Raw genomic sequence first — 17,546 nt, 5'->3', positions numbered from 1 at the left:
GGCTGGTCGGCACCAGCCGCGGCACCCAGTCGGTGGCGGCCACCGCTATCCGGCTGGCGGACGGTGGCGGCCCCGACGGCATCGTGCTGACCGCCACCATCCTGCGCGACGATCGCGGCCAACAAGTGCCGGCGATGGACCTCGAGAAACTCTCGATACCCGTGCTCGTCGTCCATCACGAACAGGACGGCTGCAAGCAGTGCCCGTACGGCGAGGTGCAAGGACTGATGGACAAGCTCGCCAAAACCCCCAAGGCCGGACTGATCCACTTCGCTGGCGGCAGGAATGTGGGCGATCCGTGCGAGGCCATGGCATATCACGGGTTCAACGGGATCGAGCCACAAGTGGTGCAGGCCGTGGCACGCTGGATAGCCGAAAAATAGGGCCCCGGCAAGCCATCATGACAACGCGGCGACGCCCCCATGACAGAACGGTGACGCACCGTTGCCCGCGCCATCGCAATGGCAAAAAAACGCCTTGCTGGTTACAAGGCTGCGAGTGCTAGGATAGGAAAAAGGCCTCCCCGGCGGACCGCGCTGCGGATGCGCTACGTGCAGGACATGCGCTCCTCACTGACAAGCCTGAGAGGTTGCAAAATGGCTCCGATCCTCTTCTGGCAGAACGTGAAGCGCCACGCCACGCTCGCCTGCCTGCTCGCTGGCTGTGCGCTGTCCGCGCATGCTGGCGATATCACCGGCGCAGGCTCCACCTTCGTCTACCCCCTGCTGGTCAAATGGGCCGCCACCTACTACACCAAGACCGGCCTGGAGGTGAACTACCAGCCCACCGGCTCGGGCAATGGCATCCGGCAGATCAAGGCCGCCAATGTCACCTTCGGCGCCTCCGACATGCCGCTCAAGCCGGACGAATTACGCGCCGCCGGGCTGGTCCAGTTTCCGCTGGTAGTTGGCGGCGTAGTGCCCATTGTCAATCTGGATGGCGTGGCCGCGGGCCAGGTCCGTTTTACGGGCAAGGTGCTGGCGGATATCTACCTGGGCAAGATCGCCAACTGGGATGACCCCGCCATCAGCGGGATCAACCCCGGCATCCAATTCCCCAATCAGAAGATCCTGGTCGTGCATCGCAGCGACAGTTCCGGCACGACCTTCAACTGGGCCGACTACCTGTCCAAGGTCAGCGACGAATGGAAAGGCAGCGTGGGCGCGGGCACCACCGTCAAATGGCCGGCAGGCGTCGGCGCCAATGGCAACGAGGGCGTGGCCACCTACATCAAGAATGTCAAAGGGGCCATTGGCTATGTCGAGTTGACTTACGCGCTGCAACGCAAGCTGCCCTACACATCCGTGCGAAACCGGGAGGGTGCGTTTGTCGAGCCGGCACGGGAGAGCTTCAGCGCAGCGGTGGCGTCAGCGGACTGGAGCCAGCACTCCGACTTCTATCAAGTCATCACCGACGCGCCCGGCGCGCGAGCGTGGCCAATCACCGGCGCCGTGTTCGTCATCATGCCCAAGGACCCGAAAAATGCCGCCAACTCCAAGGCAGCACTCGCGTTTTTCCGGTGGGCACTGAATGACGGGCAGGCTGATGCCGCGGCAGAGCACTACGTGGCACTGCCACCCGGGCTGGTCAAGCAGATCGAAGCCTACTGGGGAGAAAACCTGAAGTGAATGCGGCAAGCCCGACGCTGCGACGGGTTCCTGGTTTCCGCTCAATGCTCCGTACCGGGGGCGTGGGCGCTCCAGTCAATATGGTCCGAGAGATAGTGCCTGTAGGCGTACTCGACATCGGCGTCGGCATCCTCATGGGCCTGGAGCGGATTGTCCCTGCACATGGGGCAAGTGTGGCGAGATGACGCTTGCGTTTGCGCCCCCTCCGTCATGGTCACAAACCCTCTGTAGCGCCCCCAGGGGAGCTCCTCAACAGAAGTGACGAGAAACAGATCGCCGCGCTGATACGTTGCCATGGCTGCACTCCTGCTTGCTGAACGGGGAAATCCATTCTAGCAACGGTTCCCGCGAGCGCAACCCCGGATTAGCGGCAGCGCAGCCGATGTTACTCGCGCGCCGCCGGCGTGTCCTCAGGCGCCAGCTTGCACTGGCGATCCAGGAAATCGCTGGCATGGCCATTACTGCCTGCCTCGCGATCAACTGGCTGGTCCACGATGACAAAACCGCTGGTGCCCGCAGCATCCGGCACATAGGTGACGAACACGCCCCGGTCCGGCACGACGGGCGCCGCGTCGCCAAGACGATGCTTGATTAGCAGGAATGGATTCACAGACATCGATGCCTCGGGAGACGGCACGAAGATGGCCTGCACCGGCTTGCCCATGAACCGCAGCGCCGTCCAGGTGGTCCCGATGCGCGCATTGGCGCCGGAGACAAAATCCCTGGCATCACGACTGATGCAGTCCAGATGGATATGCATCTGCTCCTGGCTGCGCGACGCCTTTGCATTGATCGCCAGCCCCAGGATGGCGTCGGGCAACGGCCGCCCGCGCGCCTGCCCGACAAACTGCCTCGCGTCCCAGCCAAATGCCCACGGGTTCGGCCCGCCGTCCTCCCACACGCCACGCTCCTCCACGCCGGTCACGCGGTGATCCGGGATGACGAGAAAATGCGAGCGGCCAATGGCATCCTTGTAGAGCACCAAGCCTTTTGCACGATCCACCACCGCGCAATCCGGATGATGCGGCGCACCAGGCGCCAGGCAACGCGCCTGCACATTGCGCCACAGCCCATCCTTGGCAAACAGCGAGAGGAAACCGGCGTCCGCATCGCCCCAGGCACTCGGCGCCATGCATAGCGCCAGCAGCATGGCCGATATCCGCGCCGTGGCACTCGAAACAAAATGAGCCATCAACCTATCCACATCAGTCGGCATGGCCCTCATTGTGCCGGACAAGGATGGCAAGACGAAGGCGCGCCGGTGAGACCGGGGGTGTTTCTCTGCTATCCAGGCCACCAGCAGATCATGCCGAAGTTGCGCGCGTTCATCGATCATCTTAAGAGCCGCACGGCAGGCGATGGCAAGACCCGGGCACAAGCTGACGCGAGGCGCGCCGGGCCGCGAAAAAAAGGGGGATAGCCTGCGTGAATGCCATGCATGGGACCGCGTTCGACTCGTCCCTGCTTGATTCACCCTGCGAGCTACCAGATTCGTGAGACGGAAGTTCAGCTCCAACCAAGACAAGACGAGCGTTAATGCGTTGAGAACCGATAGCGACGGAACGTCGTCGCGGCGAGATGCCGCCGAGCCAATCGACCATACCAAAGGAAGATTGGTATATCAGACGCTTTGCGAAGATACTCCAGCAGAACCAGCTCATCCAACATCCCACATCCCGCATCGTGCAGTGGAGACAGGAACCATGACACACGGCACCGCACAGATTGGATCGACGCCCTATCGCACGAACATCGTCGTCTCCGGCCACGCGATCACGGCCGATGAACCCCGCGCTCGCGGCGGGCAAGGGGCTGGACCGGCCCCTTACGATTTATTGCTTGCAAGCCTGGGAGCGTGCACCGCCATCACGCTCAAGATGTATGCCGAACGCAAAGGTTGGGCCCTTGAGTCGCTCGATGTCTCCCTGCGGTTAGTCGGCACGGACGAGTGGCGCATCGAGCGGACGCTTGTCATCAAGGGCCTGGAGGACAGCCAGAAAGCGCGTCTGGCGGAAATTGCCGAGCGCACGCCCATAACGAAAACGTTGAGATCCGGGTTGCCGATCGAAACTCGCCTCGCGTGACGCTGATCTGCTTCACACGAAGCTGACGGCTCCTGGCAATGAATCTACCGGACGCCGCACGCGATAGGAAAACGCGCATATGATCCAGCAGCACGCAGACGGTGTCGGAGAGCGCAGGCACCAGATTTTCCCCGTCCTGACACCGATCCAGGTTGAGGCGGCGCGCCGGTTCGCAAGCGCTCCGCCGCGGTATTTTGCGGCGGGTGAGATTGTCTTCGCCACGGCCGACAGGAATGTGCCCGTCTGGCTCGTGCTGGATGGCTCGATCGACGTTCTGCGCCGGGATGGCCTTGACGAGAAAGCGCCAATCACCACCCATCGCGCAGGGCAGTTCACGGGAGAAGTCAGCCAGATTGACGGCCGTACGTCGCTCGCCTCGGCGCGAGCCGGTCGTGACGGCGCTACCCTGCTTCCATTCGATCCGCCGTATTTGCGAGCTCTGATGATCGGATCGGCGGAGGTCGGTGAGATCGTCATGCGCGCGCTGATCTTGCGCCGTGTCAGACTGATCGAACACGGCGGCTCGGGCACGATCCTGATTGGTGCGCCAGATGACGCGCATCTTCTGCGCCTCCAAGGCTTCCTGACCCGCAGCGGCTCCCAACCACGTCATGGATCCCAAAGTGGATGGTGGGGGCCGCAGCTTTATCGAGCGGATGGCGCTTCTCCCCGGCGACCCTGTTCCTGTTCATCGGAGCGACGCCGCATACCCGCTGGCTCAACGACTCGATTGCGACGGATGACAAGGGCTTCATTCTCACTGGCGCATCGGACGCATCGCTCGAGACCAGCATGCCTGGCGTCTATGCAATCGGCGACGTCCGCGCCGGCTCGACCAAGCGAGTTGCCGCCGCAGTCGGCGATGGAGCCGCGGCCATCGCCCAAATCCACAATTACCTCAGCAGACTGTCAAAGGAAGTCGCATGAAGACCTGTGACCATACAGATACGATCCGCGATGTCGTGCCAAGCGCTCTGGGTTGCGAAGAGTGCCTCAAGGTGGGCAGCCCGTGGGTGCATCTTCGGCTGTGCCGAAGCTGCGGTCACGTTGGCTGCTGTGACAACTCTCCCCTCAAGCATGCCCGCGCGCATTTCAAGGAAACCGCGCATCCAATCATTGAGGGATATGACCCCCCTGAAGGATGGGGTTGGTGCTACGTCGACCGGGAAGAGATCGCGCTCCCAAACCAGATTCCGCAGCGAGGACCCATCCCACGGTTCGTCTGACGGAGCGCCAATTGGGCTTGTAAGAACGCGTAGGTCTAGCAGGTGCTCAGCCCTATCCCTCACCGGCCTCCGGAGTGTCCGCTTGGTGAATTTATATATTCAAAATATTTGAATAATGTGTCCTCTAATCGATCACTTTAAGCAAAACTATCGCCGCTATAGTTCCGTCCATGGCATCGCAACAACAAATTGACGCCGCCAAACAACATCAACCGAATTGAATTACCTTGAAGAGAGAGAGAACACCATGTCCAACGCCAAGCTCGAAGTCCTGACCCCGCACAACAGCCAGCTCATCTTCATCGACCATCAGCCCCAGATGGCCTTCGGAGTCCAGTCGATGGACCGCCAGGCCATGAAGAACAACGTGGTGGGCCTGGCCAAGGCGGCCAAGATCTTCGACATCCCGACCACCATCACCACGGTCGAGTCTGACTCGTTCTCGGGCTATACCTACCCCGAACTGCTCGACGTGTTCCCGGGCAAGCAGACGCTCGAGCGCACCTCGATGAACTCGTGGGACGACCAGAAGGTGCGCGACGCGCTGGCCGCCAATGGCCGCAAGAAGGTGATCGTCGCCGGCCTGTGGACCGAAGTCTGCAACACCACGTTCGCGCTGTGCGCGATGCTCGAAGGCAACTACGAGATCTACATGGTGGCCGACGCCTCGGGCGGCACCAGCAAGGAAGCGCACGACTACGCGATGCAGCGCATGGTGCAGGCCGGCGTGGTGCCGGTGACCTGGCAGCAGGTGCTGCTGGAATGGCAGCGCGACTGGAAGAACCGTGACACGTACGACGCGGTGATGAAGGTGGCCAAGGAACACTCGGGGGCTTACGGCATGGGCGTGGACTACGCCTACACGATGGTCCACAAGGCCGAGCAGCGCACCGCCACAAAGCACGAGTCGCTGGCGCCGGTCCATGCACAGGTGATCGAGCGCTAAACCTGCAGGCATCCTCACTGGCACGCTAGCGGTAGGCGGATTGATCGCAGACCGCGGCATGAAACAAGATCGCGGTCTCAAATGAACAAGAGAACTCCCATGTCCAAACTACCGTTGCTCGACCCCGCCGATTGTGCATTGATCCTCGTTGACGAACAGGCCGGCCTCGCGTTCGCCGCGGGTTCCCAGGACCCCCAGATTCTGCGCAGCAATGGCCTTGCGGTCGCGAAGACGGCGGTCGCCTTTGACTTGCCGGTTGTGGTCTCCACGTCAGCCTCGAAGGTGTACAGCGGCCCATTGATGCCGGCTTTTAGAGATGTGCTGCCAAACGTCACGCCGATTGAACGCCACAACATGAACCTTTGGGAAGACGATGCAGTGCGCGGCGCGATTACGGCTACCGGAAAGCGTACGCTGATCATCGCGGGCATGCTGACGGAGGCCTGCGTGAGCTTCCCGGTTCTTTCTGCGCTGTCCGAGGGATATCAGGTATACGTCGCGGCCGACGCTTGCGGTGGGCTGACACCAACAAGCCATGATCTTGCGTTGCGACGGATGGCTTCTGCGGGCGCAGTCATGACTTCCTGGCTCCAACTCCTTCTCGAATTCCAGAGGGACTGGACCCGTCATGACACCTATGAGAAGGCTCGCTCGATCGTGGTCGAGCATGGTGGCGGGTATGGCACGGGCCTCGCCTATGCGCGTGACATGATTAAGCCGGCATGAACGTCCTCAATGCAGGCGCTTAACGCGCTGTGAGCTGCCCGCTTATTGATCGACTTTCCGAGTCCGTCGGGAAAGGGCCCACTTATGCCGGGAGCGTGGTCGCGACAGGGATGAACCCTGTTTGGCTGGACGGCAAAAAGAAGCCGGCTCTGCCCAGTTACCGCTTCAGCAAAGGCGTGACGACCTGCTCCAGCCGCTCGGCTGTCCAGGCCGGGCTGGCATCATCCCAACCGTTATCGGCGAGCATCCCCGCGCGGTCGATGGTGAAGTTCACTGGAAGACGCCAGACCCGGCCGTAGCCGCCCGCGTAGGCACTACCCAGGAGCCCTACCGGAAAGGCGAGGCTGGCAGCCATCTTGCGCACGTCGGCGAGCGAGTCCGGCGTGTCCAGGCTGAAGCCGAGCACGGTCAGCCCCTCGCCGGCGTGAGCCGCCGCATAGGCCGACAAGACAGGAAGCTCCGTGTGGCATGGGCCGCACCATGTCGCCCAGAACGTGAGCACCACTACCCGGCCTTGCAGGCTCCGCGTATCGATGGTGCGCCCGTCGAGCGTGCGCAGCACCAGCGGCGGCGCAGGCCGCCCCACCGCCAGGCTCTCCGCGCTCGCCGATGTGTGCCAGCCAACAAGTGACGGTCCACAGGCAAGCGTGGCGGCCTTCCGGATCCAGTCGCGACGAGACGTGAGGTCAGAACGCATAGGACACCCCCAAGTTGCCAGTCCAGCGAGGGAAGAGTTGATACCCCTGAAGATTGCTATAGATTGACTTCTGCACAAACGCGTACAGGTGCACATGCTCGCTCACGGCGACGGTAACCCCGGGGCTCAGGTAGAGCACGCTACCTCCCGTACTGATGGTATCGGCAAGTGCACCCTGGTCTGCGCTCTTGTGGGTGAAATTGAACTGCAGTTGGGGCACCACCTTTGGGTTGGCCACGTAGCGCAGGCCGGTGCTTACGGTCAGGAGATTGCCGGGACGATAGTCCGCATTGACGTCGTGCAGCCGTTGCATCACCGCCGCCTGGAATTGGCCATTGATGAAGGCGTCGAAATTCTGGCTGACCGGCTGGTAATAGTACGCGCCAAGAATCAGGTCGGTGCTGCCGGTACCGGGCTGCAGGCTGGCGTCGAGCGCCTGGCCCGCTGCCGCATTCGGGCCTGACGAGAAGAACACCGGGCTGCGCCCCACAGTGGCGCCGGTGGCAACATTCTGGCCTCCGTAGGCGCCCGTGGGCAGCTTCACGCCCAGTTGCACCCCCAGGTTTCGGGTGGGCAGGAAACCCTGGTAGGTGCCGATGAGCTTGATATCGCCCAGGCCACTGGCGGTCACACCACTCACGTTGTCAGGCGTGAGTTGGTCGGAGGTCGCGTTGCCGTACGTGGTGTGGCTGCGGTCGATGATGGGGACGATCGTGCTGAAGTTCCAACTACTATTCGGGCTGTAGCTCAGGCCCAGGTTGTAGTAACGGTTGATTGTCTGCTTCTCCACCTCCTGGTTGCCACCAACGTCGTTGATGGCGGCAGCCTGCGTGGCGGGGACGGATCCGGTCCCATGGCGCAGTTGGTTCTGGTTGATGAAGCTGTAGTCGAAGCTGATGCGCCAGCCCGGCATTGCAGAGTAGCCCATGGCGGCATCGGCGCTGAGTGAGCAGCCGCAGGTGGCGCAGGCGAACGCAAACGGGGGAAGCAGCAAGGCGGCACCTGCGGTGCCGGCGCGAACGATCGGATTCATGGTGTTCAGGGCAATACGGGGGCGGACCGGTGGTCCGCCCGTGGCATGGGCGCGCGCCCGTGGAGCGCGCGGGCGATCAAGCGAAGCCGATCATGCCAAGGGCGGCGCTCGGGCCGTCGCGCGAAGAATGCCCGGAGGCCGATAGGCATCCGGCTGCGACACCGGCCGCACAAGGCCAAGCTGCCTCAGGTGAGGCTGAAAGACAAACGGCACGTGCGGTATTGCAACGGTGCTGCCGAGGGCCGCGCAGACCAGGCAGCAGAGGGAGTCGTCGAGGCTCTGGTGATTGCCAGGGGCGTCCTGATCGAGGGACGTTTGATCGTCTACCGAGACGACACGTATGCCGCTGGCACTACAGATCGAGTGATCTACCATTCCCCCGGCCGCTTGCCCGTGGGCCATCGGCGGCCATGGCGAGTGCAACGCCATGCCCAGCAGCGCGAGCCAGAAGACGAGCCGACGGGTGAAGGACATGTCGCGTCGTGAAAATGGGTGGCTGATTATAGTGGCGAGCCGCCGCCTGAAAGGACGTCTTGGGCTTGACTCAGCTAGACCGGGATGTGACACCGCGTCGCACCCACTGCCGCCGGAGCGGCATTTGCGCCGGATGTCATCGCAAATGGCCCCTGCCCCTGTCCATTCATATTGTCAGCTTACGCCGCATCTCCCCGCACTCTGTGCGCTACGCCACGCTCTTCCAAGAAGCCAGCCGCGCTGTCACCCGTCGTCGTTTCGCCCATTAAGCCACCCGTGCGGCGCGCGCTGTAATACCGCACGCCGGTCGCATCCCCGGATGCCGTCAGTTCCTGTACGGCTGCGACACAGGTTGAGCCTGCTCGCTGGCTGCACCAGAACGCCGCAGCCGCTGAAAGATCAGAAGATGCGAGTGCGCGAGCAACGGCACGATGAAGCATGGGATAAGAATCCAGGGCAACATCGTCATCGGATCGCTGTTTGCACCCTGACTCCCCAAACCAAAGGGAACGCCTGGAGCAGAAGCCGCGCCCAGCGCAATGGCGTCCGCCAGATCGAACAGCCCCAGCGCATTCCAGACCAGCGTTACGGTGCGCCACGCCGGCGCCCTGGTTGCGGCCAGATACGCGACAGGCAGCGCGGTGGCACCGATCAGCATATCTCCCCAGCCCGCGGCGGGTGCGAATGGCGCGGGTAGCCGGCCTTCCCAAAAGAGCAGAACAAAGAACACGCCGAGCAAGCGCATTGCGTGCACGCCGATCAGTACCGGCAAGGGAATCGCGCCAAGTGCTTCGCCGAGCATGCCTGTCCGCATACTGAAATACGAAAACACCGCAAGCGGCAGCAAGACCGCGATGCCCAATCCCGCAGGTCCAATGCCGTGCGCTGCGCCAAGGACGCCGGTCGCGCCACACGCCACCACCAGCGCAAACCACGCGCCAATGACGCCGGCCACGGCCCCCCGTCGCCCGTTGCTGAACGCAAGCCAATGGATGTAGACAAAGACCACGAGCGCTGAAGCTGCCCCCAAGGCAACCGCGCCAATCAAGTCAATCATGGCACACCTCCGTCCAACAATATGATGCCGGTCATATTGACAAAATATGTTGCCGATCATATTTTGTCAATAAAACCAGGAGGAATTCATGCCGTGGAGTGAAGACCACAAGCAGGCCACGCGGGAGCGGATCGTTGCCGCTGCGGCCAGTGCAATCCGCGAGCGCGGCCCCGACGGTGTTAGCGTGGCAGCCATCATGAAAAGTGCGGGCCTGACGCACGGGGGCTTCTACGCGCACTTTGCATCGAAGGAGGCGCTCATCGCCGAGGCGCTTGCGCACGCGACAGCCGAAACATTCGCCTTTCTCGAGAGAACCGCCGCGGATGCAGCGGACGGGCAGCCCCCAGGGCTGGTGGAAATTGCCGACGCCTACCTCAGCACCGTTCACTGCGAGCACCCCGAGCGGGGCTGTGTGCTTGCCGCGTGCGGCACGGAGCTCGCGCGGAATGAGGACGTGGTGCGCACCACCTGCAGCGAAAACGTTAGCGCCTATTTGCAGTGGCTCGGGCAGCGCAGTCAAGCCGCGCAACCCAACGCACGGACATGCGAGGCAACGGGTGCGCTCGCGGCGATGGTCGGCGGAATGATCCTCGCGCGCGCCACGGAAGACCCGGCGCAAGCACGTGAGATCCTGGCTGCGGTGCGGTCTTTCGTGCGAGGCGCGTTGAAGAATGGCGACGGTCCGGAATCGGCCTGATTTGCTGACATTCGGGCCGCCCTTCCCGATCATCAGGCCGGCTCCTTGCACTTGTGCAGTTTGCGCAGTTTGTGCATCCAGCGAAGCTCGGGCTTGCCGGCCTTGCCTGCTAGACGGAGGACATCAGGCGCACTATCTCCTTCCACAGGAAGTTGGCCGCAGGACTCAGTTTTCGTCCCACGCGCGTTGCCACATAGCGATCGAACGTATTGGCGATCGGATGTTGAAGCGGCACCGCCACCACGAGTCCGGCGTCGACTTTTTCCTTTGCCGCCCACTTCGTCATGAACGCAATGCCCAGCCCTTGCGCAGCGAGCGACGATGCAACGGTAAAGAGATCACAGGTGAATGTCGGCGTGATACTCAGGTCGGCGTCCCAGAACATGGCATTCACGTAGCCCTGCACCGCGAACTTGCCCGACATGAAAATGAGCGGATCGTGCACCAGATCTTCGATGCGCACGGAGGTTCTCGAAGCTAGCGGATGGCCGACAGGCACGATCGCGCACAACGGTTCGCGCTGGAACAAGCGGGCATTCAGGAGCGGATCGCGCGAGGTACCGATCGAGACGCAGATGTCGGCCTCATCGTCCCGAACCATGCGAATCAAATCCGGCAATGCGCCCGTGCGGATATCAATGGCGATATCCGGGTACTTTTGATGGAAACGTGTGATCACCACTGAGATCAGGCTCCCGACCAGCCCCTCACCAGCCGCCAACGTGACGTGCCCGCGTCGGAGGTCGCGATACTCGGCGAGCTGTGCGCGAAAGCGCTTTGCATGACGCTCCCGCTCCTGGCCGTACTCGACGGCGGCAAGCCCCACTTGCGTGAGCGAGATACTTCGCCCTCGCCGCGACACCAGCGACAGTCTCAGGTGACGTTCCGTCGATGCGATCTGCCGGCTGATGGTTGAAACGTTCACGCCCAGAGACTCGGCGGCCTGCCGCATTCCCCCATGTTTTGCCACCGCTCCCAGGTACTCGAGCGTGCGCTCGCTGATCCCCTCGCCCTCTGTCGGCATGCGCGCCTCCTGTTGCATCCAATGCAACATTTTCGCACATTCGGATGTCAGCTTTTACCTCCGTTTCTGGCACATACTCCGAGGCATGGTACTGCTGCTCGCGGCGATCGCCACATGGATCATTCCCGCCGGTGAATTCGACCGTGTGGTCAAGAATGGCATCAGCTTCGTGGTTCCCAATAGCCTCAAGCGCGTTCCGCAGAACGGCATCGGTCTCGGGGCGGTCTTCCTGGCAATCGCGAAAGGCATGATCGCCTCGGCGCCGATCATCTTCCTGATTCTGTTTACCGGCGGTGCACTGGCCGTGCTGGAGAAAACCGGCGCGGTAAAGGCCGCACTCGGTCGCATCGGCGCCGGATCCAATGCGCAGGATGTCTCGGTCATTCTCACCGTCTGCATCATCTTCTCGCTGTTGGGGACCGTGGGCGTAGTCACCAATTCGGTGGTGGCGTTCGTGCCGCTGGGCCTCCTGATCGCGCGTTCGTTGCGCCTGCCCGCCGTCTTCGGCGTGGCCTTCATCTACCTGGGGACATATTCGGGTTTCAACAGTGCCGTTCTCAATCCGGCGACAACGGGCATATCGCAACGCCTGGCGGAATTGCCCATGTTCTCCGGGATCGGGTTTCGCGCCGTGGTGTACGCCCTCTTTGTCATTGCGACGATGGGATTCCTCATTCTCAAGGTCCGGGCATATCGGCGGAATCCGCTTGCGCCGAGATTCCTGATCGCCGATGAGGAGGCCATCACGACTGTGCCGGTGGAAAGCACCACACGGCTGACGTGGCGGCAGATCGCCGCGATCACCTTATCCACCGTCGCGCTCTGTACCTTTGTCTTCGGCGCCATAGAACTGCACTGGGGCGAGGTCGAGATGATCTCGATGTTCATGATCATCGCCATTGGCTCGGGTCTGATCTGCAGAGTGCGGCCCACCTGGGGGGGGTACGGGAAAACTGATCCGACGTTGCGATCTCGTCAGGGTCGGGGGAGTCGGCGGCATTGATCCCCATTTTCGCGCCGCTGGGAGACGCCCTTCACCTGACGCGCCAGGTCACCGTGCAAGCCGTTCTCCTGGGCGAAGGGATCATGAATTGCTTCAATCCAACGTCCGGGGTCTTGATGGCCGTGCTCGCGACCGCGCGGATTCCCTACGGACAATGGGTGCGATTCGTCATGCCGCTCATCCTGCTGTGGGGCGTCGTCTGCATTGGCGCATTGATAGTCGGTGTCCTTATTCATTGGGGACCGTTCTGAGCCGTCGCAGCTCGCCCCGCGTCGACGCAAGGACAGCCCATGGCGCCGCGCAACCGTCGTCCTCAACCCATCGTTCGTAGAGACTCTCAATGCCGTTCAAGCTTTTTACATCCCTGACCGATATGGCGCCGCATGAGCCGGATCTCGCACGCTTGCGCTATCAATTGCACTGCAACCCGGAACTGGCTTTCAGCGAGAACGAGACCTCGGATCTCGTGGCCGAGCGGCTGCAAGCCTACGGTTTTCAGGTTCACAGGCATATCGCGAAGACGGGGCTGGTCGGAACGCTCACGGTAGGCAACGGTCGCCGCACGATCGGCATCCGGGCCGATCTCGACGCGTTGCCGATTCATGAAGCGAACACCTTCGCACACGCGAGCAGGAATCCCGGGAAAATGCATGCGTGTGGCCATGATGGCCACACGGCAATGCTACTGGGCGCGGCGAAGCATCTCGCGCAAACGCGGCGGTTTGACGGCACGGTGAACCTGATCTTTCAGCCGGCGGAAGAACGCGGGTTCGACAGCGGCGCCAAGCTGATGGTTGCCGAGGGGCTTTTCGAGCGGTTCCCATGCGACGCCGTCTTTGCCTTGCATAACCACCCGGGCAAGCCAGCCGGCACGTTCATGTTTCGCTCGGGCGCATTCATGGCGGCAGGCGATCGCGTATATATCAAGATCGTCGGCCAGGGCGGGCATGCGGCCAGGCCGCATCTCGCCCACGATCCCATCGTCGCCGCATCCAGCATTGTGATGGGGTTGCAGACCATTATTGCGCGAAACGTCGACCCGACGAAGGCGGCCGTGATCACGGTCGGGAAAATCGCGGGGGGAGAAGCCCCCAACGTTATCCCCGGCCAGGTCGAGCTGAGCTTGAGCGTACGATCGTTTGACCCGGCCGTTCGAGCCTTGCTGAAGGACAGGATCGTCGCGCTCGTGAATGCCCAAGCCAAGAGCTTCGAAGTCGACGCGATCATCGACTATGTCGAAGGGTACCCGGTTGTCAGCAATACCGACGAAGAGACGCGCTTCGCCATCGAGGTCGCCAGGGAGCTGGTAGGGAGCGACGCAGTGAACGACAACATGGAAATGCTCATGGGCAGCGAGGATTTCGCCTATATGCTGCAAGCGCGTCCGGGTTGTTTTCTGCGCATCGGGAACGGTCCTGCCGATCATGGACGGGGCCTGCATAGTCCGCACTACGACTTCAACAATCAGAACCTTACGGTAGGCGCTGCGTTCTGGTCCCGGCTCGTTGAGCGCTATCTCGACCCGGATCGCTCGACGACCTGACGATCACCCCGCGCTCTCAGGTTATAGCCGCTGACCGCCGGACCGAGTTTGGTCGGTTGCAGATAATGTCGGTTCGCGACTACTCCCGCGCCCCCTCCTTGAAACGATAGACGACCAACTGGTCAGTCCCCGACTCAGCCGTCCAGACTTCGCCCGGGCGGCCGAGCATTTGCCGCACGTTGGCGTGCGGCCGCGAACTGGTGAAGCGCTCAAAGCGACCAGTTTGCGGATCGAAGCGCAAGACGGCATTCGCGCCCCAGTCGCTTAGCCACACTTTGTCTCGTTCATCGACATACACGGCATAAGCGTGAGGGCCGTCACCGGGCAGGCGCCACTCGCGCCAGCGCTCGGTGGCTGGATCGTAGGCGCCAAGCTTGCCGGCGGTCCATTCGCTGACCCACAAGGTGCCTTTGGAGTCCGACCAGATGCGGCGTGGGCCCGCGTACGGCGTGGGCGGCACGATGACATGCGCGGCGCCGGTAGCCTTATCGATGCGGGCAATATAGTTGCCAGCCAGTGAAGCGTAATAGACATCGCCGCCTGGTGTGATGGTGATGCCGTATGGCCCCGCCCCATTAGGGGCATCAAAAATACGTATGCGGCCTATGGGGTCGAGTTCCCCGTAAACGCCGTTTTGCCCGGTAAACCAAAGGTGCCCCTGCGCGTCGAACACGGCGGTGTTCAAATTGGCATTCGGGTGCCCGGCTGGGAGGGGGAATCGCTTCAAGGCGCGCGTGGCGGGGTCGACTCGTACGATTGCGTTCTGGCCACCGTCCGTGATCCAGGCCGCTCCGTCCGGCCCGACGATGACGCCGTGCGGCGCGGCATCGCGACCGAGCGGGATGTGCGTGGTCTTGCCGGTCGCCGGATCCAGCCGCCCGAGCGCGCCAAGTGGCTGGGCCGTGTACCACACGGAGCCATCCTGGGCGGGCGCTACGTCATGGGGATGCGCGCCGGCCGGCACCGCGTAGCTCTGGATGCGCACCGATGCGGCCCCCTGGGCGCCAGCCAGAGAGGCAACTCCAGCCAGAACGCACGCAGCGAGTACCGTTGAGAGAGCCGGTGCGCGCATTGCCGCCTCCTTCCTGATGACGCCTTATTATAGTTTTTGCACGGTCCGGTAAGCGCCCGTGCCCAATGATCCGTCTTCAGCAAGCGGACTGCCCAAAGGCCGTCGCTCACGCAATCAAGGGTGGCAAGGTGCTGCTCGACTTGCGCACATCGAACTAGATGTCTCCCAAGTGCCGTGCTCCTGGACACGCATCACGCCATCACTTTGCGCGCCAATCTGCCGTGGTCAGCTTGGCGATGAAGAAGTCGGCCAGCGCGCTAACCTTTGCCGGTCGCGCACGGGCAGTGGGCGTGACGAAATAAAGCCCGCCTTCGGGCAAGCGCCAGTCAGTCAAGATCGGTTCAAGTTGATTGTCGGAAAAATACTGCGTCGCAACAAACTCAGGGATCTCAGTGATGGCAAGTCCCGCGAGGACAGCGGGCAGCAAAGCTTCCACGCTCGTTCCTCGCAACGCCCCGCTTGGTGCAACCGCGCATTCCTCGCCACTTTCGTGGGTAAAGCGCCAAACATCGCGCTTACTCCTGTTCATGTAAGTAAGACACTGGTGGGCGCTCAGATCTTGCGGGTGCTGCGGACGACCATAGCGAGCCAGGTAGGCGGGGGATGCCACGACAAACCGACGCACATGTGCAATGTGACGCGCGACGAGCGATGAATCTTCCATGATGGCGATGCGCAGGGCGGCATCGAAGCCTTCGCCAATCAGATCGGCATGGGCATCCGTGAGATGAAGATCCACGGAAATATCCGGGTAGGTCCGGAAGAACTCGGGCAACAGCGGGGCTACCCACCGAGCGCCAAAAGTGAACGGCGCAGCGAGCTTGACCAGACCGCGCGGTCGGCTTGACGTCTCACGGGCGAAATCCTCGGCCTCCTCGGCATCGGCATAGATTTTCGCCGCTCGTTCGGCGAGTGTGTGGCCATAGTCCGTGAGTGCCAGTCTTCGGGAGGTACGGTTGAACAGCCGGCCCCCGAGCCGCTCTTCAAGGCGGGTAACGGCCCGAGAGACAGTGGCGACCGAGACACCCATGGCCGTGGCCGCCGCAGCGAACGAGCCTTCTTCGGCGACCTTCGCGAACATCGCTAGCCCTTCGAAATCCGGGAGCTTTGACATCGACAATCCTGCAACGATGGTTTTCAATCATTTCTATTTCAAAAAATAGCATACCGCCATAAATTTGTCTTACCCCACTGGGATCCCGGAGCGGCTTGGGCCGCTCCAGTCCGCCACAAGGAAAAAATACGACAATGATTGAAGTTCTCGCATTCCCCACGCCCAACAGCGTCAAAGTCCCGATCGCATTGGAAGAGATGGGGCTCGACTATCGGCTCGTTCCCGTCAACCTGCGCCAGGGCGAGCAGAGGACCGACGCCTTCAAGGCGATGAATCCCAACGCGAAAGTCCCCGTTCTCATCGACCGCTCCGTTCTCGGAGACGGCGATGTGGTCCTCAGCGAATCCGCCGCGATCCTGGTCTACCTTGCTGAGAAGACCGGACAACTTCTTCCGAAGAATGGCCCCCGCCGGGGCAAGGTCTTCGAGCAACTCTTCTTCCACGCGTCCGGCCTTAGCCCTGCGTTCCTCCAAGCGTTTCTGGTCGCGAATCAGTCGTCGCCCCAACCCGAGGCCCAAGCGCGCGCGCTATCGGAGGTTGAGCGGGCACTGGGCGTGCTCAATCACGGCCTTCAGCATCAACCGTACGTCGCAGGTGACGCCTACAGCATTGCGGACATCGCCCATTTCGGGTGGGTGTGGCGCCATCAGGCCGTCGGCGCGACCCTCGACAAGTTCCCATTCGTCGCGCGATGGTACGCCGAGATCTCGGCTCGACCTGCCGTCGCCAGAGGCATCGAAAAGACCTTGGCGCTTGCTCAGTAATCCGACCACCGCGTCGCTGTAGCTAGCATCGATCTACAGTGATAGGCGGTTGATAGACAACTACCTGCCTGAAGGAGGCAACCCATGTCCAACAGCATTTCAACACTACTGAGGCGCAATCTCGACGTCTTCGGTGAGAGCGATCCCGCGCGTCGGCGCGCGGTCATCGATGAAATCTTCATCGAGGATTGCGTATTCCATGACCCCAACACCGGCATCTTCCGCGGCCGTAACGAGATCGATCGAATCGCGGGCGAGATCAAGGCAACCCACCCTGACTTCCAGTACCAGCCAATCGCCGAGCCCGAAGTGTTGGGCGATGGCGGGCGGATCCGATGGGTATCCGGCCGTCCAGGCGAGGCTCCCGCTTACGCTGGAACTGACTTCATCATTGCCCGCGAAGGCCGCATAGCCGCCGTTTATCTCTTCTTCGACCCGCTGCCCTGAACGGGTCGCCA

20 protein-coding genes and 3 pseudogenes are annotated in these 17,546 nt (G+C 62.1%); 14 read left to right on the top strand and 9 right to left on the bottom strand.

Going from position 1 to position 17,546, the window contains the following annotated elements; translation table 11 throughout:
- A pseudogene (locus OR16_RS17740) lies at positions 1-383 on the top strand (alpha/beta hydrolase); the annotation flags it as partial.
- A gap of 213 nt (positions 384-596) precedes the next feature.
- Positions 597-1,628: a phosphate ABC transporter substrate-binding protein PstS gene (pstS, locus tag OR16_RS17735; RefSeq protein ID WP_006159322.1), complete on the top strand. Its 1,032-nt coding sequence runs from the start codon at positions 597-599 to the stop codon at positions 1,626-1,628.
- A gap of 41 nt (positions 1,629-1,669) precedes the next feature.
- Here pstS and OR16_RS17730 read toward each other — a convergent pair whose 3' ends face one another.
- Both OR16_RS17730 and OR16_RS17725 read right to left on the bottom strand, forming a co-directional pair.
- A complete protein-coding gene (locus tag OR16_RS17730; protein WP_006159321.1) occupies positions 1,670-1,924 on the bottom strand; it encodes a hypothetical protein in 255 nt (84 codons plus the stop codon).
- A gap of 89 nt (positions 1,925-2,013) precedes the next feature.
- Positions 2,014-2,820 carry a CDP-diacylglycerol diphosphatase gene (locus tag OR16_RS17725; RefSeq protein WP_100227916.1) on the bottom strand — a complete coding sequence of 269 codons (807 nt, stop codon included), beginning with the start codon at positions 2,818-2,820 and terminating at the stop codon, positions 2,014-2,016.
- A gap of 511 nt (positions 2,821-3,331) precedes the next feature.
- Here OR16_RS17725 and OR16_RS17720 point away from each other — a divergent pair.
- From OR16_RS17720 to OR16_RS17705, 6 genes and pseudogenes are all read left to right on the top strand, one after another.
- Positions 3,332-3,712 (top strand): OsmC family protein, encoded by a 381-nt coding sequence (locus tag OR16_RS17720; protein WP_006159319.1) that lies wholly within the window; start codon positions 3,332-3,334, stop codon positions 3,710-3,712.
- A 79-nt stretch (positions 3,713-3,791) separates the two neighbouring features.
- A pseudogene (locus OR16_RS45945) lies at positions 3,792-4,097 on the top strand (cyclic nucleotide-binding domain-containing protein); the annotation flags it as partial.
- 293 nt (positions 4,098-4,390) lie between these two features.
- Positions 4,391-4,639: pseudogene (locus tag OR16_RS45940) on the top strand (FAD-dependent oxidoreductase); the annotation flags it as partial.
- The gene (locus OR16_RS41435; protein WP_006159317.1) at positions 4,636-4,938 is read left to right on the top strand and encodes a UBP-type zinc finger domain-containing protein; all 303 of its coding nucleotides are present in this window, start codon (positions 4,636-4,638) and stop codon (positions 4,936-4,938) included. The pseudogene OR16_RS45940 and the gene OR16_RS41435, both read left to right, overlap by 4 nt.
- Positions 4,939-5,185: 247 nt before the next feature.
- On the top strand, positions 5,186-5,884 hold the full coding sequence (locus tag OR16_RS17710) for a hydrolase (RefSeq protein ID WP_006159316.1): 699 nt from the start codon (positions 5,186-5,188) through the stop codon (positions 5,882-5,884).
- A 99-nt stretch (positions 5,885-5,983) separates the two neighbouring features.
- On the top strand, positions 5,984-6,610 hold the full coding sequence (locus OR16_RS17705; protein ID WP_006159315.1) for a hydrolase: 627 nt from the start codon (positions 5,984-5,986) through the stop codon (positions 6,608-6,610).
- A 157-nt stretch (positions 6,611-6,767) separates the two neighbouring features.
- Here the strand turns inward: OR16_RS17705 and OR16_RS17700 are convergent, their stop codons facing one another.
- The 4 genes from OR16_RS17700 to OR16_RS17685 all read right to left on the bottom strand — a co-directional run bounded on the left by OR16_RS17700 (position 6,768) and on the right by OR16_RS17685 (position 9,871).
- Positions 6,768-7,307 carry a TlpA disulfide reductase family protein gene (locus OR16_RS17700; protein WP_043420167.1) on the bottom strand — a complete coding sequence of 180 codons (540 nt, stop codon included), beginning with the start codon at positions 7,305-7,307 and terminating at the stop codon, positions 6,768-6,770.
- Positions 7,297-8,340 carry a hypothetical protein gene (locus OR16_RS17695; protein WP_006159313.1) on the bottom strand — a complete coding sequence of 348 codons (1,044 nt, stop codon included), beginning with the start codon at positions 8,338-8,340 and terminating at the stop codon, positions 7,297-7,299. Before OR16_RS17695 ends, OR16_RS17700 begins: the two co-directional genes overlap by 11 nt.
- 90 nt (positions 8,341-8,430) lie before the next feature.
- A complete protein-coding gene (locus OR16_RS17690; RefSeq protein WP_006159312.1) occupies positions 8,431-8,814 on the bottom strand; it encodes a DUF2946 family protein in 384 nt (127 codons plus the stop codon).
- A gap of 325 nt (positions 8,815-9,139) precedes the next feature.
- On the bottom strand, positions 9,140-9,871 hold the full coding sequence (locus OR16_RS17685; protein ID WP_006159311.1) for a hypothetical protein: 732 nt from the start codon (positions 9,869-9,871) through the stop codon (positions 9,140-9,142).
- 88 nt (positions 9,872-9,959) lie between these two features.
- On the opposite strand from OR16_RS17685, the gene OR16_RS17680 reads away from it, so the two are divergent.
- Complete coding sequence (locus OR16_RS17680; protein WP_006159310.1) at positions 9,960-10,568, top strand: TetR/AcrR family transcriptional regulator; 609 nt, start codon at positions 9,960-9,962, stop codon at positions 10,566-10,568.
- Positions 10,569-10,677: 109 nt separating this feature from the next.
- Here the strand turns inward: OR16_RS17680 and OR16_RS17675 are convergent, their stop codons facing one another.
- A complete protein-coding gene (locus OR16_RS17675) occupies positions 10,678-11,592 on the bottom strand; it encodes a LysR family transcriptional regulator (protein ID WP_050983011.1) in 915 nt (304 codons plus the stop codon).
- Between the two features lie 85 nt (positions 11,593-11,677).
- Here OR16_RS17675 and OR16_RS17670 point away from each other — a divergent pair, with 85 nt between their 5' ends.
- The 3 genes from OR16_RS17670 (at position 11,678) to OR16_RS17665 (ending at position 14,138) form a co-directional block, all read left to right on the top strand.
- Positions 11,678-12,595 carry a hypothetical protein gene (locus OR16_RS17670; RefSeq protein WP_050983010.1) on the top strand — a complete coding sequence of 306 codons (918 nt, stop codon included), beginning with the start codon at positions 11,678-11,680 and terminating at the stop codon, positions 12,593-12,595.
- Positions 12,592-12,846 (top strand): hypothetical protein, encoded by a 255-nt coding sequence (locus OR16_RS44885; RefSeq protein WP_050983009.1) that lies wholly within the window; start codon positions 12,592-12,594, stop codon positions 12,844-12,846. The genes OR16_RS17670 and OR16_RS44885 overlap by 4 nt, the downstream gene beginning before the upstream one ends.
- A gap of 89 nt (positions 12,847-12,935) precedes the next feature.
- Entirely contained in the window at positions 12,936-14,138 is a 1,203-nt protein-coding gene (locus OR16_RS17665) for a M20 aminoacylase family protein (protein ID WP_006159308.1), read from the top strand.
- 79 nt (positions 14,139-14,217) lie between these two features.
- Here OR16_RS17665 and OR16_RS17660 read toward each other — a convergent pair whose 3' ends face one another.
- Both OR16_RS17660 and OR16_RS17655 read right to left on the bottom strand, forming a co-directional pair.
- Entirely contained in the window at positions 14,218-15,210 is a 993-nt protein-coding gene (locus OR16_RS17660) for a virginiamycin B lyase family protein (protein WP_043420166.1), read from the bottom strand.
- 199 nt (positions 15,211-15,409) lie between these two features.
- Positions 15,410-16,324, bottom strand: a complete 915-nt coding sequence (locus OR16_RS17655) for a LysR family transcriptional regulator (RefSeq protein ID WP_006159306.1) — start codon at positions 16,322-16,324, stop codon at positions 15,410-15,412.
- A gap of 134 nt (positions 16,325-16,458) precedes the next feature.
- Between OR16_RS17655 and OR16_RS17650 the strand changes: the two genes are divergently transcribed.
- Both OR16_RS17650 and OR16_RS17645 read left to right on the top strand, forming a co-directional pair.
- On the top strand, positions 16,459-17,088 hold the full coding sequence (locus OR16_RS17650) for a glutathione S-transferase family protein (protein WP_006159305.1): 630 nt from the start codon (positions 16,459-16,461) through the stop codon (positions 17,086-17,088).
- A gap of 84 nt (positions 17,089-17,172) precedes the next feature.
- Positions 17,173-17,535, top strand: coding sequence for a nuclear transport factor 2 family protein (locus OR16_RS17645; RefSeq protein WP_006159304.1), 363 nt, complete (start codon positions 17,173-17,175; stop codon positions 17,533-17,535).
- Positions 17,536-17,546: the final 11 nt, after the last annotated feature.

This window comes from Cupriavidus basilensis OR16, assembly GCF_000243095.1.
Taxonomy (GTDB): Bacteria; Pseudomonadota; Gammaproteobacteria; order Burkholderiales; family Burkholderiaceae; genus Cupriavidus; species Cupriavidus basilensis_D.
Note: the sequence above shows the minus strand (reverse complement) of the source record. Positions and strands in the feature narration are given on the sequence as shown.

Excerpts from the sequence above, each read along its gene's own strand:
- OR16_RS17665 (WP_006159308.1), top strand. The coding sequence starts at position 12,936 with ATGCCGTTCAAGCTTTTTACATCCCTGACCGATATGGCGCCGCATGAG.
- OR16_RS17700 (WP_043420167.1), bottom strand. The coding sequence starts at position 7,307 with ATGCGTTCTGACCTCACGTCTCGTCGCGACTGGATCCGGAAGGCCGCC.
- OR16_RS17710 (WP_006159316.1), top strand. The coding sequence starts at position 5,186 with ATGTCCAACGCCAAGCTCGAAGTCCTGACCCCGCACAACAGCCAGCTC.
- OR16_RS17645 (WP_006159304.1), top strand. The coding sequence starts at position 17,173 with ATGTCCAACAGCATTTCAACACTACTGAGGCGCAATCTCGACGTCTTC.
- OR16_RS17705 (WP_006159315.1), top strand. The coding sequence starts at position 5,984 with ATGTCCAAACTACCGTTGCTCGACCCCGCCGATTGTGCATTGATCCTC.
- OR16_RS17730 (WP_006159321.1), bottom strand. The coding sequence starts at position 1,924 with ATGGCAACGTATCAGCGCGGCGATCTGTTTCTCGTCACTTCTGTTGAG.
- OR16_RS17660 (WP_043420166.1), bottom strand. The coding sequence starts at position 15,210 with ATGCGCGCACCGGCTCTCTCAACGGTACTCGCTGCGTGCGTTCTGGCT.
- OR16_RS17650 (WP_006159305.1), top strand. The coding sequence starts at position 16,459 with ATGATTGAAGTTCTCGCATTCCCCACGCCCAACAGCGTCAAAGTCCCG.
- OR16_RS17685 (WP_006159311.1), bottom strand. The coding sequence starts at position 9,871 with ATGATTGACTTGATTGGCGCGGTTGCCTTGGGGGCAGCTTCAGCGCTC.
- OR16_RS17695 (WP_006159313.1), bottom strand. The coding sequence starts at position 8,340 with ATGAATCCGATCGTTCGCGCCGGCACCGCAGGTGCCGCCTTGCTGCTT.
- OR16_RS17670 (WP_050983010.1), top strand. The coding sequence starts at position 11,678 with ATGGTACTGCTGCTCGCGGCGATCGCCACATGGATCATTCCCGCCGGT.
- OR16_RS17725 (WP_100227916.1), bottom strand. The coding sequence starts at position 2,820 with ATGGCTCATTTTGTTTCGAGTGCCACGGCGCGGATATCGGCCATGCTG.
- pstS (WP_006159322.1), top strand. The coding sequence starts at position 597 with ATGGCTCCGATCCTCTTCTGGCAGAACGTGAAGCGCCACGCCACGCTC.
- OR16_RS41435 (WP_006159317.1), top strand. The coding sequence starts at position 4,636 with ATGAAGACCTGTGACCATACAGATACGATCCGCGATGTCGTGCCAAGC.
- OR16_RS17655 (WP_006159306.1), bottom strand. The coding sequence starts at position 16,324 with ATGTCAAAGCTCCCGGATTTCGAAGGGCTAGCGATGTTCGCGAAGGTC.
- OR16_RS17720 (WP_006159319.1), top strand. The coding sequence starts at position 3,332 with ATGACACACGGCACCGCACAGATTGGATCGACGCCCTATCGCACGAAC.
- OR16_RS17675 (WP_050983011.1), bottom strand. The coding sequence starts at position 11,592 with ATGCCGACAGAGGGCGAGGGGATCAGCGAGCGCACGCTCGAGTACCTG.
- OR16_RS17680 (WP_006159310.1), top strand. The coding sequence starts at position 9,960 with ATGCCGTGGAGTGAAGACCACAAGCAGGCCACGCGGGAGCGGATCGTT.
- OR16_RS17690 (WP_006159312.1), bottom strand. The coding sequence starts at position 8,814 with ATGTCCTTCACCCGTCGGCTCGTCTTCTGGCTCGCGCTGCTGGGCATG.